Raw genomic sequence first — 15,818 nt, forward strand, 5'->3', positions numbered from 1 at the left:
ACGTGGTGGGCAAAGCTTCGGCGGGATTTCAGGGCGGCTTTTTATGAGACCCCCAGGAAGACAAGTATCCCGGGCCAGTTTGACGAATCGAATTGGCGATGCACAATACGGTCGCCTATCCATGCTACTCTTGGATGAGGCTACGATGGCCCCAGCATCCAGGCTTCCACGGCCCCCAGAAGGTGCTGGGGCTTTTCGTTCTTCCTCGAGCGCGTTGGGGGCGCGCCTGATCTCGATCCGCCGGTGCTGGGTCTAGTGTCGCACCGGCCCAGCGGCATCAATGTTCTATTACTCCCACGACCGCTCGGCTGAAATCCTCAACATCTGGCTCGATAACGCCATCCTGTAGGCAGACGCCTATGACTGGTGCAGCCAGCTTTATATGGCGGCTGCCCCTGATCGATGCGGGAGGTCAGTGGGTCGCCACTATTCGGGCCAGGGCCGGGTGGCTCAGTATCCCGACGGTCTGATAGTAGCGCGTCGCGGGCTCGCGCGGTCGAGCCCTGCGTTGACGACGGCGCTCACGGAGAAGCAGCTCATAGCAGCTCATCGCATTGAGCGCCCTCTTGCAGGCTGCTTCCAGCCGATTACACTCATAGCGTTGCGCCAGAGCGGTGATACCCATGGCGAAATAAAAATACTGCTCGGAATGCGGACGCTCGCGCATCAACCCCTCGACTGCCATGGCAAAGCAGACGCGCTCCGCGCCGCCATCTTGATCAAGCTGGCCGGCGTCATACTGACGTAAGGCTGATGGGATTGGGTGTGCTCGTTCAACGTAACATGGTGGGCTGCGCTGGGAACGTCGCGCTGGCTGGCGGTGTGGCGATCCTGCAAGATTTCGACCGCGCGACAGGCAGGCCGGATGTCCACGGACGACCGATCAGCCGGCGCGGCGCCAAAAGGTCTTTTCGACGTTGACACGATAAGCGGGTGCACGGTCGCCGTTTTCCATTCGGCATATTCGAATAAGGATTCGTCGGGAGTGGCGCCAATGGCGCGCTCGATCTCTTCGAGCAGCTCCCGGCGGGCTTTCCCAACATGGCGCGCCGGTCGGCTGTTTAGCGCCTAAGGCAATTCATCAATCGCGCTATTGAAACAGCCTCGGCCAGCCGAAGCCGTGAGAGCATCGGCAATTCAGGTCCCAGGGTTCACGCAAGTGCGACTTGCCGGTCATGGCGGGCGGACTCGCCCGCTACGTATGTACCCTAGCTCAGTTCCGGCGTGGCCAGGCCTGAGCAATCTGGCGTCCTCAGGTTTGGCCACATCGCGTCACGTCCGGCAGTCCATAGCTTGAGTCCCACGCCTGCGAGCACTGCAAGTCTCTCAGACAGCCCTTTATGCTGCCACTGCGCGCCTTCGATCACCATTTTTACCGACCGATCCTTGCTCATCACTTTTGAGCCAGACCGACGTTGCTCGTCGGCGTGCGTTATTCGATCCGCTGACCAATCTCTATCGGTGATCGTCAGCGGCAGTTCGAGGATGATGTCAGTTGACATGATCGATCAGCGCCGCAGAGCAATGAAGATATCTGCGCGGCGGCTCTGAGAAGTCTTATTGTTCGATCCCACGGTCTGCGAGCAGCCGGTGCACGACCTCGCCTTTGATCTCGCCCGCGATTTCGTTTCGGATTTGGGCTCCGAGCACGCGCTCGGCATCCGGGTCGCCTAGCAGACCGTGCTCGGTCAATCGCTGATCCAGGCGGCTTTGAAACTCCTCGCCCATGGCTTCGACGAGCCGATCTTGCATCGCTTCATATTCGTCCGGAGCGATGCGCCTCAACACCGTCTCCCAGGGTTCCCAGCGGGTTGCCATGTAGTCGGTGAATTGGCTCGCCTCCTGCTCCCGGACCAGGTCCAGCGCCCGCGCCGCATCATCCGGGGTTACATGAGAGACCGACAGGAAACGCATCTCAGGGGCGACGTGACTGAGCTCCAGCGGCTCGCGCAGGAGGTGTTGATAGGCAAGGTAGACTTCGACGTCGTCTACGTTCGGGTCGACGCTGAGGAGCGATTCAACCCTGTCGCGCGCGATCCCGTCCAGCGCCTCGAGGCGGAAAGCAATGCGGGCGCGCTGGATCAGCTCGCTGAGCCGATCATCATACGACCCATTCTCGACCTCAGCATTGAGGCGCGCGCTCCGCATACCGTTCCAGTGCAGGGTAATACGATCCTCGCAGCTCGCGTTGGCCTCGGAGGCCTGTATGAAAAACTGCTCGCGCAGTCTCGGATCGGCCGCCGCCTGCCGCAGATCGTCAGCCACTGCCTGCCGAAACTCGTCGCTGCTCTGGTTTACGGTCCCTCGTAGCCTCTCAAGGAAGCGGGCGTAGTCCTGAGCGCCCGGCTCATCCGCAAAGTGCTGCCATTCGGCAAGCGCTGCGGGGTCGTTCCCGAGCCACTGCGCCGCAGCCTCGTGCAGAGACCGTTGTTCAAGATGCGGTGCCGCCAGGTGAGCGCGGACCTCGTCCGGGAGCGGGTTGTCCCCGAACGCAAGCTCCAAATTCGGGTAGTTTAAACTCGATAGGAGATCCTCGGGCAGGCTGGTCAGCCGGTTGCCGCTCAGATTGAGTGATTGAAGCCAGCCGGGAAGGGGTTCGGGAAGGCTGCTCAACTGATTGCTGCTGACATCGATTTCGATAAGCCCCGATGGGAGGACGGGAAGCTCGGTCAGCTGATTGCCGCTAACCGCGAGCGAGGTGAGGCTGGTCGGGAGAGCGTCGGGCAGGCTGACGAGTCGGTTATTGTTTGCGCTTAGGATCCCGAGCCCCGCCGGGAGATCTGCCGGCAGACTGGTCAACCTGTTATCGTTCGCTTCCAAGCGATAGAGGCTCGCCGGGAGCGCGTCCGGCAAACTGGTCAACTGGTTATGGCTAACAAGAAGTTCGTTGAGACCCGGGGGCAGCCGAGCGGGCAGGCTGCGTAGCTCGTTGTGCATGGCGCGCAGTTCCCTCAGCCGGGGCGGCAGGGCGTCGGGCAAAGCGGTCAGGGAGAGGGATGACAGATGTACCGAATGCGATCCAATGTTCTCCGCAGCCCTAATTCGTGAGCGCCCCTGTCGCCGATTCTCGGCTTCGCCCTGGCCCTCTTCGGCGGCCCAGTTTTCCAGGATGCGCGTACGCGAAGAGGCGGGGGTCCGATATCCTGTCAAGGCTTCGACCCAATCCGCCAAGGCTCGGTTGAAGCCGCCGAGGTAGCTTTCCTGCTCCCCATCTTCAAAAGTGTCGAGGGAGGAGTTTGCACTTCGCTGTGCCTGTCCTGTGTTCATCAACCTTCTTCACTGTTAGAATCAAGGAGTACGCCCGGCGCTTCTCAAGACCGCGAAGCAGGCCGTTGCGCAGCGCAATGATCGTTCGAGCGAACGCAGACGCTCCGGGGCTAGCGACTCCTGGCCGAGCCGGTAAGCCTCACACGAGGCCCTCCGAGGCAACTGGATCGATCCTGCTGCCAGGCTTGCTGCCACTTCGTGACCAGATAAGTTCTGAAGACCGTCAACGTGGAAGCTTTCTGACCTTAGCAGGCCCACCTGTCGATCAGCTGACGAGTCTTGCTGCAGGGCAGCAGGTTCGCTCAACCTTGTTGCCAAAGCAGGTCACACTGACGGCTGAGCGGGTCAACCTCTTAAGCTAAGGGCGCGGACTGCTTGTTGCTTGCGGAGAGACGCCGCACGCTTGGGAAGATCGCAGCGCCTGTTGCAGGTAGGAGAGGATCGTTTCTCACCCAGGACCAACAGCCCAGTTTCAGGTAACGACAGCAGTGTCGGCTTTCCGCAGCCGTGGTTGCCAACTTTTGCCGATCGGACCTGTCAGCTTATGGAAAGCTAGATGTCTTAGACCCTCCTACCTGTCGTCATGGACTGAGTAGGCTCGGTCTCGTAGGGGGTGGGGATGGATTCTTTTCAAGAAGGACAGATACAGCGGGGCAGTGCCAGCCTTTCCGCGTCTTCCGGGCCAAACCGATCGGGAAAACGAAGCGGCGGCGCAGTGGGATGGAGTTGTGTCAGGGTATGCAGAAAGCCCGGCGGATTCAGCTCATGCGAACGGCGAAATAGACCAAACGCTTGAGAATTGGGCTGCTGAACAGCAGGTGGGCCCGCTGGAGGACCGGGAAGAGGCGGTAAGGCGAGTGAATGCCCGGGATGAGGTCGCGAGACTGGATCTCGAATCATTGTCTCTTACCAGTCTGCCTCGACTTCCGACCGAAATCACCGTGCTCGAGGTCCCCTTCAATCGGCTGACCAGTCTGCCCGATAGCTTGCCTCCTTCGCTCCAGCGTCTCGACATCAGGGGCAATCAGCTGACCAGTCTGTCGGCGCTTCCGGCCGAGCTCAGAGGGCTTGATGCAAGCTCAAATCGACTGAGGAGCCTGCCCGAGGTCCTGCCTACAGCGCTCCAGTTCCTCGACGTCAGCCACAATCAGTTGCCGAACCTGCCTGAGACCCTCCCTGCTTCGCTCCAGTTTCTCCACGCCAGCCACAATCGGTTGACGGGTCTGCCGGAGGATCTGCCTGCTACGCTCCAGTTTCTCGACGTCTGCCAAAACCGGTTGACGGGTTTGCCGGAATCTCTCCCCGTCACGCTCCGGTTTCTCGACGTCAGCGAAAACCAGTTGGCGAGTCTACCCGAGGACCTGCTGACGCAATTGGGCGCTGGTGCCAGGATAGAGCTGCGTGAAAATCCGCTGCCTGAGCAGGTGCTGACGAACCTGGACACGACCCTTCGCGCCGAAGGATATACCGGTCCGACCGTCTACCTTTCGCGCGATGACGAAAGTGATCTGTCCGGGACAGACGACGGACAGGTCGATGATCTCGCTGAAACTGTCGCAGGCTGGCTCAGGAGTAATCCGAAGCCGGGCGATCGAGAGGTACTGGCCGCCTGGCAGAACTTTGCAGAAGAGCCTGGCGCCCAAGAATACGCGCTTTTCCTCGAAAAACTGTTCGACTCGGTCAATTCCGGCAATGAACAATTCCAGCAGTCCGTCGCTGACGATCTGCGCCTGGCGGCGACTAACCCGCAATTGCGCGCGCAGTACTTTCAACTCGCCCTCGACGCCAACCAAAGCTGCGAGGATCGGAGAACTTTGACTTGGAACGGCATGCAGGCCGCGCGCCTCGTCGCAGACGTCGAGAACGGGGCCTACGACGATACGGCTCGACTTCCCGATCTCGTCGATCTGGGGCGCATCATGTTCCGTCTGGACGCGCTTGAGCGGATTGCGCGCGAACAGACTCACTCGCTCCACTCCGCCTCCAACGTCGAAGACATCGACGCCGTTGAGGTGTATCTTGCTTATCAGAACAGGCTGCGCGACCGGCTGGGACTGCAACACGTCGCGCCCGCTATGCGCTATTTTGACGTCTCCGGCGTCACCGATGCCGACATTGACAGTGCGGAGACCTCCGTCCTGAACAGGGAGGCGGCCGAATTCGCCGGCTATTTGGCGACGGACTGGCAGCCTTGGGACGGCCTGGTGCGGCGAATCGCTCCTGAAGACTATGCCGTGATGCAGGGCCAGCTCGTTGATGCGATGGGCGAGGAATTCGACAACAGGCTGGAGCAACAGCTCGCCGACAGAGGCTTGGCCGGGAGTGCATCTGATCTCGTCGAGGATGCGAAGCGAGAATTGGGCGCTGAGATTCGCAAGGATATCGCCCGCGAGATCAAGGGCGCTCTAAGAGACAAGGTGTTCAATGATCACGGTCTGAAGCTCTGAGGCGGCTAAAGGAAGCTTAAGCCGATTGAGCGCTGCTTGACCCTTGATAAAGATTTTTGCCGCTTTGCCAAACATTTTGGCTCCCCAGAACTTCTTCGTTGGCGCTCTGATTGCCGCAACTGCAATCTCACGGTTCATTGAGTGCCGACGGGCCCGCAAGACCAAGGCCAAAGACGTCTGGCGGGACAGGGCGCGGCGACCTCATGTGTTGGCGTCCACAGCCTACAAGTGCGGGAAGCAGGAGGGGCTAGTAAATGTATTCCGAGGTCTGCCCGGATCCGGTGCGACCAGATCGGCGCGAAGAAGATCCTGCGCCGAATCCTCAGGAATCGCTCCAAAGGGAGATGGCCAGACTGGTTAGTTGGTTGTTATCGACGGCTGAGCTCCGGAAAGGTCAGGCAGGCTGGTTGCTGTGAGCGCGGAGCTCGCGAAGTGTAGCCGAAGGGCGGGAGGATTGATCAATGGGTCGTCGACGATGATCAGGTGCCAAACAAACGAACGGAATCTCCGATCGCATGCACCACGCAGAGATCGCTCGTGCACTCAATCGGGGACGTGACTCGACGGTCGGACGTCACGCGTCCGGTCAAGGAACGCAAGTCACCGGGCCCGCACGATGCAGCACCGCGTTCTCCGATTGCTCTGATTAATGCGCGGACCTCGAAGCCGGCGAGGAGCCACGTGAGGCGCATGTCCTACGTCGTGCGGCCCCTCGCCATAGGGGCGCATCGAGGCTCGATTGATTGGCTTCGTTGATTCCGAGCGACTGCAGCGAAGATTTGCGAATTCATCCATTCCGTAGATGGGCCTGATCAAGAAAATCAATTTTACCACTTATGGCGCCTTCATATATCCGTGGAGCACGGCTTGGGGCCTATCCACGGGAGCGACTCTGAAATGAAAAAATTGCTGTTTGTAACTGCGAGCGCCGCCGCGCTTGCAACGACGGCGCTGCCGGTCTTTGTTGCCGAGGCCGCCCCTCAACGCGTCGCCACCAAGGTGCAGCTAGCCGATACGTCATATCCTCAGTGCGCGGAGGACCCGCTGGACGGCATCTGCGACCTGTTTTTTTGTTTGACCGATCCAGCGTGCGTCCAGCACTAAGCGCGGGATTGCGAACCAGCAGAGAGTGAGGATAGAGGCCTCGCAGACCGGCCGCTCGCGGGAACGGCGGCCGTGTCCTCTTTGCGTAACGAGAATCGCGACCCAGCCTTCGAAGCCGTTCAAGTTCCGCCGCCGGAGCAGAATCCGGTGGAACGGATCTTCCAGCACACCATCAAGGATCAGGCAACGCACACTCTCGAGCTGCAAGTTGCCACCCCAGCGCGGGACAAGAATTCAAAGCGATTGAAAGCAATACGAACGCGTCCTCCGGTGGAGGTCGCCGGTGATCTAACGCTAAGCCGAAACCGAAGATCCGTTTATTCCGTAGCCTTATGGCTTGCCGAGATGCCTGAGAGAGCATCAGCCAGGGAGCGCGCCTCCGATCATGACGGGTATCAAGCGGCCTGACACAGAGATCGCCAACGGCGAGAGAAAGCGACAGCAAAAGCGCAAGGCGGCCTGGACGGAGCTTTGCTGCCACTCAATGTTATTCTTCATTGGCCTGCCGGGCGTCCAGATCCTCTGCGGGAGATTTCTCAGTAGGCCGCGCTTTCGCGCTTGGGATTTTCGCCGGTTCGCTGGATCCGGACATATCGTTTTTTGTTTGCGCTGCGCGGCGTCCCTCGGAACGCCGGCGCCGCATTGTGCCGATGAGGCCTACGAGCACCAGTACGATGCCGGCACCGATCAAAAGAAGCGGGACTACTTTTGCCCAATCGAAGCTCAAGGATTTGACTCCCGCTGGATTGCGGGCGCCAACCGAACACCATGGACGACGAAGGGCTAAGTTTGCTGGCTGCCCGGAGTATTCGTCGGGATATTCTTGATGTGTTCAGCCTGTTCCCTTGTCAGTTTCTCGGCCAGGCGGCTGTCCTTTATCAGCGCTGGTCCTTTGCGTTCTCGATCATAAACCATCCAGCCCGAAGTCCCCATTCGAACGAGGAATCTGGCCTGCGCGGGCGTTCCAAAATTCACTGGTGCTCTCTATAAGTCTTGCAGCAAAATCAATTAGGCTCGCCATCAGCATACAAGTCAATTGTACTATGTGAATCTGCGCGTCGGACTTGAGTGAGCAGTCGCCCGAGACGTTCGTTTATCTATAATTCTCTCAAATTCCAGGCTGGGTTGGAACATCCTGCTCGCTCCAATCAACGAGAATGGGTAAAGGACTTAGATTGTGCGCGACGTCCCGCGGTCCATGCCGCAGCAATCGCGCGAGCTACCTATGAATTTATCAGCCATAGCGCCGAGTAAGCCAAGGAGTCGGCGGGGGTTATTTAGAGTCCCCGATTTCATCGAGCTTTGGATCGACCATAGGTTGATCGTCCGGCTGAAGCGAGGCTAGATCAATGGTCAGTTGCCCCGCTATCGCCACTTTCTCGATCTGGACGAAAGAGCGGCAGCCGGCTCAAATGCCTTTGAGCACCTTTCGTGGGCAGCTGTTGCAAGCCCATGCAAGGTAACTGTGCCGTAAGCGGACTGGCTTGCTGCGGGCTGGAACTTCTGATCATAAGATCCTCCTTCAATGGAACCTGGTACCAGCGCAGGCGTCGAGACATTTAACCGAAGATCCGCGGCGAGATCGACCTAACCAGGACCGGCGTTGAGCGCGCTAAGAACCGCGGCTCGAATCCAGGCTTGTACTTCGCTCTCAGCTCCAGGCGCTGCACCGATCGGGTCGTGTTCAGCGCCGCGAGTGCCTCAGTCTGAAGAAGCCGGCAAGCCATCGACGAGATCCGCTCTCGGAGCGTTCTGTGCTTCCGGTGCTCTCGATGGCTCGCGCGAACGGCCGCGTCGAAGGCGAAGACCTACATTCCTGCTGCCCCGAAAGCCGCGCGATGTCAGGCAAACGAGACCCGCATTCAAACTGCCCCGCGCTATGACGGCCTCTACTTGTGCGCGCGCTCTGAATTTTGATCGGAGCGGTCTCGGGCATCATAAGCATGGCACAGAGCCCGGCAGCGCTAGCGAAAAGCATGTACCAGGCGGGCGCCAGCGCGCTCCCGGTCAGGTGGATCAGCCAGGTGACGATGGCTTGAGCGGTACCTCCGAAAATCGCTATGGCAAAAGCGTAGATCGTCGCGAAGGCGCCGCCACGAATGTTCTTGGGCAAAGCCTCGGCCATGCTCACGTAGAAGGCGCTATACGGGATCGTTCCGATCAGGGTGAGCGCGCCGAAGCCTCCAAGAAGTGCGAGAGTGCTACGACTCTCCGAGATCCAGAAGAACACCGGATAAGTCATCAGCAACGCGGTGATCTGCGGCCAGATCATGATGCGCCGGCGGCCCGCGCGGTCCGCTAGCCAGCCGCCCAGCAGTGCTGCGGCGATTCCTACCGCATTGCTGATGAGCGTCGTGCCAAAGGCGAGAGGCGCGGAAACGTGCAGGGTGTTCAGGGCATAGGTGGTCATATATCCCGTGACATAGGTGATGATCGTGCAACTGGCCAGGATGACAAATCCCAAGCTCATGATGCGGCGAACCGCGGGCGATCTCCCTACAGGCTGGATGACCAGAGCCGGCGTCTCAGGGCGGTGCAACGTTTCGGGAAGGGAGCGCCGCAACCAGAATCCGAACGGCAGCGTAGCGGCGCCCAGCAACAGCGCGATCCGCCATCCGTACGCATTGAGTGCCTCGGTTGTCATCGTGAGTGAGAGTAGTTCTCCAACCAACGCGCCGGCTGTCGCAGCAATCTGTTGGCTGGCGGGCTGAAACGAGACGGCAAGACCACGCCGTTCCTCCGACGCCGCTTCCATCAAATAGGCGGTCGTCGGACCAACTTCACCTCCCAGAGCAAAACCCTGCACCAGACGTGCGAAAATGACCAGCAGCGGAGCGGCGATTCCTATTGTCTCGTACGACGGCATAATAGCCAACACGAGGATTGCGGCGCTCATCATTGCAAAGCTGGCGGTCATCGCGGGCCGGCGCCCCAGTCGATCCGAGCACGAACCGAGCACGATGGCCCCGACCGGTCTGGTGACAAAACCCGCGCCGAAGGTTGCAAGCGACAGCATAAGGCTGGCGAACGTGTCGCTTGCCGGGAAGAACGCTTGACCGATCTGGATCGCGAAAAAGCTATAGGTCCCAAAGTCGTAGAATTCGAGAATATTGCCGATGGTTGCGGCCCACACGGCACGACCGGCCAAGCGTTCGTGTGCCGCACCGAGGACGGGCTCCGGCTTCTCCCGAGTATATTGGCTGGCGATCTTCGACCCGTTCGAAGCGCCATCGCTGGCCTGAGCACTTCGACCAGTCAGGCCGCGCACGTTGCACTCCATTGCTCCATAGGTCGTTTACCTTGAGGCGGCCTCGTACCATCCGAAGGTCCACACCTGGAGCAGGTTTAGAACGAAGATCCCATGGACGAATGCAATAAAAGTGCCTGCATCTTGCAGTCTCATTCCAGCGTTGAACTAAATGGGGCAATCGCCGGCAGAAGATGAACACAGGAACGCGCTGCAGTTGGCGGGCTGGGTCATGTTTTGCTCCCGGGCAATGGCGACTGTGCGACAGTATTGGTAAGTGCCGAACAGGGACCGTTTGTTCTCACACAGAACGGCCTGCCACTCGCGCACGCTATGTTCAGCTAGTTGGGCATTGGCAGAGGTATCAGGCGAGTTGGTCCGGCTTTTGCTCCGCTGCTCATTGCGAGCAGCCGTCCGCCTCTTGAGTTTGATCTGCTGCAGCAGGAAACGTTCTGCGCTATTGGGGCCTCGTCAACCTTGCCTCGGGCGCGTCGACAGAGCGTACCAACCGGCTTCCGGAGCGTCTGGGATCAAAACCTTTCTCGCCGTTGCGGTTCTGATATCGGCATTCGTTGCGATGACCCGCGCTCAGGACGCGCCTGCTCCATTCGACAGTGACCTGCAGCGGTTGGCTGAGATCCTCGGAGCGCTGCACTATCTGCGCGGCATCTGCGGCTCCAACGAGGCCGCCAAATGGCGCGACGAAATGCAGGCGCTGATCGATGCCGAAACTCCCTCCGGTGCCCGCCGTACCCGCATGGTCGCGGGCTTTAACCGCGGTTACAACGGGTTCGCGCAGACCTACCGAACCTGCACGCCCGCAGCTAACATGGCAATCAGACTCTATATAGAGGAAGGGTTGAAGATCTCACACGACCTGACTGACCGCTATTCTAACTGACGGCGGGGTCTTCCTCGGCGTTTGGTCGCGCCTGGCCCGTAACGAACAAGAAGCAAAAAGTGAACAGACGACGTTGATCCTTGCGATATGTTGCCAGTCCGACGCCGAACATGTCCGCCCGCTAGCCATTTATCGTGGAGTGATCGTGCGCGAGTCGTTCAGCTTCGATTGCAGACGTGATTCTCGACAAGAATGTCCAAAGGCGGGCTTTTCCCGTGGCAATGCTGTCTTCCCTACCCGTCGCGAAGGGAGGTCTGCTCGACGAGCAATAATTGTCGCCGTCGAGCTGCTCTCGTGAACGGTCCAGGACGAGTGCCCGACCTCTGCGGCAGAGCCGTCCGCCCGGGGGGCGATGCGTACCGGGGCGCTCGTAAACAGGCAATGATCATTTTGCATATTTGGTGCGCAGCCTCGAAATGATTAGCTGCGCAACGTTCTCGGGATCAGTCACTGATGCAAAAATGATGGGATTTGTGGCCCTAGCCCGCCGCCGCGGCTTGACTGAACTCGCTCGCCTGACGCTCGAACAGGCCGCGGTAGATGCCGCCGGGACGTGCGGCCAGCACCTCGTGCGTGCCCTGCTCGACGATCTCGCCGCGATCGAACACGAGGATGCGATCCATGCTGCGCACGGTCGACAGCCGGTGTGCGATCACGATCGAGGTGCGGCCCTTCATCAACCGCTCCATCGCCTGCTGGATCAGCGCCTCCGATTCCGAATCGAGGCTCGAGGTCGCCTCGTCCAGGATCAAGACCGGCGCGTCCGCCAGGAAGGCACGCGCCAGCGCGACGCGCTGCCGCTCGCCGCCCGACAGCTTGACGCCGCGCTCGCCCACCAGCGTGCCGTAGTCCTTCGGCAGCCGCATGATGAAGTCGTGCGCGTTGGCAAGGCGCGCCGCCTGCTCGATCGCATCCATGCTGGCGCCGGGCCGGCCATAGGCGATGTTCTCCGCCAGCGTGCGGTGGAACAGGATCGGTTCCTGCTGCACGATCGCAATCTGGCTGCGCAGCGATTGCTGCGTCGCCTGCGCGATGTCCTGACCGTCGATCAGGATCTTGCCGCCGGAGACGTCGTAGAGCCGCTGCACCAGCTTGACGAAGGTGGTCTTGCCGGAGCCGGAGCGCCCGACCAGACCGACGCGTTCGCCGGCATCGATGTCGACCGACAGCCCCTCATAGAGCGGCCGGCGATGGCCGCCATAGTGGAACGTGACGTCGTCGAACACGATGCGGCCGCCCTCGATGTCGATCGCTCTCGCATCCACGGCATCGACAATGCCGAGCGGCTCGCCATGGATCTGCACCAGTTCCTCCATGTCGTTCACCGAGCGCTGCAGATTGTTGATGTGCATGCCGACATCGCGCAGATACGCATGGATGATGTAGTAGCTGGTCAAGACATAGGTGACGTCGCCGGGCGTGGCGGCGCCCTGCGCCCACAGCAGGATGGCGCCGCCGATCACCGAGGCGCGGAAGCACAGCAGCACAAGCAGCTGCGCCGTCGAGGTGTGGTTGTAGCGCAGCCAGGTCCGCCGCACCCGCCGCCGCCAGCGGCTGATGACGCCGTCGAGCCTGACGTCCTCGCGCGTCTCGGCGCCGAACGACTTCACCACTGCATTGCAGGTCAAGGCATCGGCCAGCGTGCCGCCAACCTTGGTGTCCCATGCATTGGAGACGCGCGCGGCGGGCGCGACGTAACGCACCTGGAACGCCATGGTCATCGCGACATAAATCACCGAGCCGACCGCAATCACGGCACCGAGTTGCGGCCAGTGCAGCCCGAGCAGGATCATCGAGCCGAGCAGCACGACCAGCGACGGCAACAGCGCCATCAGGATGGTGTCGTTCAACAGATCAAGCGCCCACATGCCGCGCGTGACCTTGCGCACGGTGGAGCCGGCGAACGAATTGGCGTGCCAGTCGGTCGAGAAGCGCTGCACCCGCATGAAGGCCTGCTGGCCGACATCGGACATCGTCTTCAGCGTGAACGATATGATTGCCCGCGAGCATGCAAGTCGCAATACGATCGCGAGCAGGCCAAGCGCTACAATCTCTGCAAAGGCAACAAGCGCGGCGTGCCACGCTACGTCGTTAGACGGACCTGAACTCACTGCATCGACTAGATGTCCGGAATACAACGGCATGAAAAGGTCTGCAGCCGTCGCTCCGAGAGAGCCGACCAGGATTATCGCGGCAAGCGCAGGCTGTTTCAGCCAATGCTCCACGACAAAGGGGAGTACCACTTTGATCGCGATGAATCGCTTGCGATTGTGAATGATCATAGCTCTAGAGGTTTGTGCCGCACTGGGTGCAAGACCCTCTAAACCAATCGCCAAGGTGCCCGGTGCTCGGGCCTGCAGCCTGTGACGAACCAACGATGCCTGAGTTTCTGAGGCGACAATCAGGAATGAGGACGCTGCGATTGAAACTATTGTTCAAGGACGAGTGAACGCGCTTACACACTAGTCTCATACTTATAGAAGCGCTCGACGAGAGTCCCCAAGGATCGGCGGGTGGTGAGTGCAATCGTGTCGGTCCTGAGGCGTCCGGGGGGAAGGCAGTCGAGAGAGCGTAGGTCTCGTACCGGCTGACACTCGTTGCTTGTAGGCAAGCTGAGCGCTGCTCGATTTCGAGGTGCTTCACCATCATTACCCACGATGTCTGCGCACGGTTTTTGCGCCGACGTCGTGCTCACAAGTAGGCTTTGGATGACTCCAAATCGGAGTCTCGAGCTGACCAAGATCAAGTCTTTGAGTCGAACCTGTAAGAGGCCTGAAAGAATGTACCCCAGCGCTCCATGCTGTATTTCGCAAATGAGGGCGAGTGATCTATGCAGCCGTTGCTGCAGCCCATGGAGTTGGCGTCCCTTTTGGTCCACATGGCCCAATAGCGGCCGCCAACGCCGACGCTGATGTCGTTGGTGATGAAGTAGGAGAGCACGCCTTCGATCTGGACGCCGCCACCGCCATTGCCGCGTTGTTCCACAAAGGTGGTCATGTCGCGCAGCAGGTGATTGTCCCTCCCGATGAAATCGGTCCAGGGCAGATAAGCGACATCGGCGTTCAGCCGCCAGCGTTCGGTCAGCATGGTTTCAGCGCTCAGGCCAATTCGCGGAGCATTCCATTGTGTATCCTCGCTGCCGACGATCCTGTTGTCACCCCGCTTCAGACATCGATGCCGCGGATTGGCGAACTCGACGCAGCCGGTCGTGTCCGAGCTCTGGCCGTAATAGGTCCAGCCCAGAAATCCACCGACCTTGTAATTGGTGCCGCGCAGGAAATCGTAACCGACATCGGCCGTGTAATATGTGAACCTTCCGTTGGACTGGCCTGAAAGGGTGTTCTGGTAGGACCGTTCATCTTGGGGCAGCCAATCTTCATCGTTCATCTTTCCTTTGTTGAAGCGCCCGGTACCAAGGTTGCTCTTCAGGAAAACTCCCCATGGACTGTCAAGACGACCGAAGAGCTCCCCGGAGAGTCCGTCCAGTCCGTGATACGTGAGCCTCGATATCAGCAAGCCGGGATCCTGGTCTTTATCGGCTGCGCTGTGATCCCACTGGAATCGTCCCCGGCTAAGCCAGAGCCGCGAGCCGCCTTCGAATGACCATCCGGGCGTGTAGGGAATGGGCCGCGCACTCGCCGTTGCCTTCGTGTACAGCGGCGCATTGGACCATTCTCCGGCCTTCAGTTCGGCGTCAAAATGGTAGTTAAGGCCAATCTTCCCGATGTGGTAGTTGCTGGACAGGCTGGTTGTGTTCGCCGGCAGGAACGCAAGCGGTGGAGATTGTACGGTCGAAGCCGTCCGCACACTTGGCCCGCCAAAATGCAGATAGTCATACTCGACGTTCACCGACCATGCAGGCGTAATCGCCTGCTCGATGCCCAGACCGATGACACTACCGAGACGACCATAGTCGAAATGGGTTTTTTCCTGGGGCAGGTAGCCGGCTTCAAAGTTGTTGACGACGTCGCCCCTATTGTTTTGCCAGGCTACGCCTCCCTTGAGATAGGTCAGCGTGTGGCCGAGTGCGCCAAAAGCGTAGCCAATGCGGCCAGTCCCGGTGGCGAAGAGGTTGGGACCTGCGATGCAGTTTGCGCTCACAATCAGGCCCGAATGAGCGAGGCAGGTATTGGTGCCCTCCGAAATAACACCGCTGGCATCCAATTCGAAGCCAACCACCCAACTGTTGTTCTGCCAATTGTAGCCGATCTGGCCACCTGCAAAAAATGGCGGGCTTTCCACGATGCCGCCATAGATCGATGGGCCGTAAGGATTGCTGAAGGAAGTTCGGCCGTACCCACCGCCGACGTGTCCGCCGATATAGCCACCCGACCAGTTCCATACGACCAGCGGCAGTTTCGGTTCTGGTTCAAGGCGCGCGTTGGCCGCACCGCTCGCTATGACCGCAATCGTCGTGACACCCAACAGAAGAACTCTCAACTTCATCAAAGATCCTGCACTTTCCCGGTCCACGCCGGCCTTCCTAAAATATCGTCGCACGAAAAATCGTCGCACCAGAGCTGACATTCGCGGCAACGCGCGCCAGATCCACTCCGAAATCACCGCACTGCGATTGGTGATGAGGCACAGAATGAAGCAAGGCATATGCCAGACTGAACTCGGATGTTTTGCGGAGATCTCGTACGAGTTTGTCGCATTAACTTGCCGACTGTTGTCTCGAGTCTGACATCGGAGCTTTCAACGGTCCGTCCATAGCCGGACATTTGCGAGCGCTGGCCCGATGCGGAGTCGCGCGCGGCAAACCGTTGCCAAGCGGACAACGATCAGTATTTGGGGATGGATCCCATAAGCAACACAACTCGGTTGAGTGGCGGCCGAAATTGGGAAGAGC

10 protein-coding genes are annotated in these 15,818 nt (G+C 59.7%); 5 read left to right on the forward strand and 5 right to left on the reverse strand.

Translation table 11 applies throughout. The features are described 5' to 3' along the window. The first annotated feature begins 508 nt into the window (after positions 1-508). The gene (locus tag ACVW17_RS15695) at positions 509-748 is read left to right on the forward strand and encodes a hypothetical protein (protein ID WP_456797448.1); all 240 of its coding nucleotides are present in this window, start codon (positions 509-511) and stop codon (positions 746-748) included. Positions 749-1,208: 460 nt separating this feature from the next. Here ACVW17_RS15695 and ACVW17_RS15700 read toward each other — a convergent pair whose 3' ends face one another. Next, positions 1,209-1,502, reverse strand: a complete 294-nt coding sequence (locus ACVW17_RS15700) for a hypothetical protein (protein WP_456797449.1) — start codon at positions 1,500-1,502, stop codon at positions 1,209-1,211. A gap of 55 nt (positions 1,503-1,557) precedes the next feature. Next, a complete protein-coding gene (gene nopM, locus ACVW17_RS15705; RefSeq protein ID WP_456797450.1) occupies positions 1,558-3,267 on the reverse strand; it encodes a T3SS effector NEL-type E3 ubiquitin ligase NopM in 1,710 nt (569 codons plus the stop codon). Positions 3,268-3,995: 728 nt separating this feature from the next. Here nopM and ACVW17_RS15710 point away from each other — a divergent pair. The 3 genes from ACVW17_RS15710 to ACVW17_RS15720 all read left to right on the forward strand — a co-directional run bounded on the left by ACVW17_RS15710 (position 3,996) and on the right by ACVW17_RS15720 (position 7,605). Continuing rightward, the gene (locus tag ACVW17_RS15710) at positions 3,996-5,714 is read left to right on the forward strand and encodes an NEL-type E3 ubiquitin ligase domain-containing protein (protein ID WP_456797451.1); all 1,719 of its coding nucleotides are present in this window, start codon (positions 3,996-3,998) and stop codon (positions 5,712-5,714) included. A gap of 897 nt (positions 5,715-6,611) precedes the next feature. Beyond that, positions 6,612-6,818, forward strand: a complete 207-nt coding sequence (locus tag ACVW17_RS15715; protein ID WP_456797452.1) for a hypothetical protein — start codon at positions 6,612-6,614, stop codon at positions 6,816-6,818. Between the two features lie 385 nt (positions 6,819-7,203). After that, entirely contained in the window at positions 7,204-7,605 is a 402-nt protein-coding gene (locus ACVW17_RS15720) for a hypothetical protein (RefSeq protein WP_456797453.1), read from the forward strand. A gap of 897 nt (positions 7,606-8,502) precedes the next feature. Here ACVW17_RS15720 and ACVW17_RS15725 read toward each other — a convergent pair. Further along, a complete protein-coding gene (locus ACVW17_RS15725) occupies positions 8,503-10,086 on the reverse strand; it encodes a citrate-proton symporter (RefSeq protein ID WP_456797454.1) in 1,584 nt (527 codons plus the stop codon). 508 nt (positions 10,087-10,594) lie between these two features. Between ACVW17_RS15725 and ACVW17_RS15730 the strand changes: the two genes are divergently transcribed. Further along, positions 10,595-10,966 (forward strand): TIGR02301 family protein, encoded by a 372-nt coding sequence (locus ACVW17_RS15730; protein ID WP_456798963.1) that lies wholly within the window; start codon positions 10,595-10,597, stop codon positions 10,964-10,966. Between the two features lie 479 nt (positions 10,967-11,445). Here the strand turns inward: ACVW17_RS15730 and ACVW17_RS15735 are convergent, their stop codons facing one another. Both ACVW17_RS15735 and ACVW17_RS15740 read right to left on the reverse strand, forming a co-directional pair. Continuing rightward, positions 11,446-13,248 carry an ABC transporter ATP-binding protein gene (locus ACVW17_RS15735; protein WP_456797455.1) on the reverse strand — a complete coding sequence of 601 codons (1,803 nt, stop codon included), beginning with the start codon at positions 13,246-13,248 and terminating at the stop codon, positions 11,446-11,448. Positions 13,249-13,708: 460 nt separating this feature from the next. Continuing rightward, positions 13,709-15,412 (reverse strand): outer membrane beta-barrel protein, encoded by a 1,704-nt coding sequence (locus ACVW17_RS15740; RefSeq protein WP_456797456.1) that lies wholly within the window; start codon positions 15,410-15,412, stop codon positions 13,709-13,711. Between the last annotated feature and the right edge of the window lie 406 nt (positions 15,413-15,818).

The sequence above is a fragment of the Bradyrhizobium sp. USDA 4473 genome, assembly GCF_054063335.1.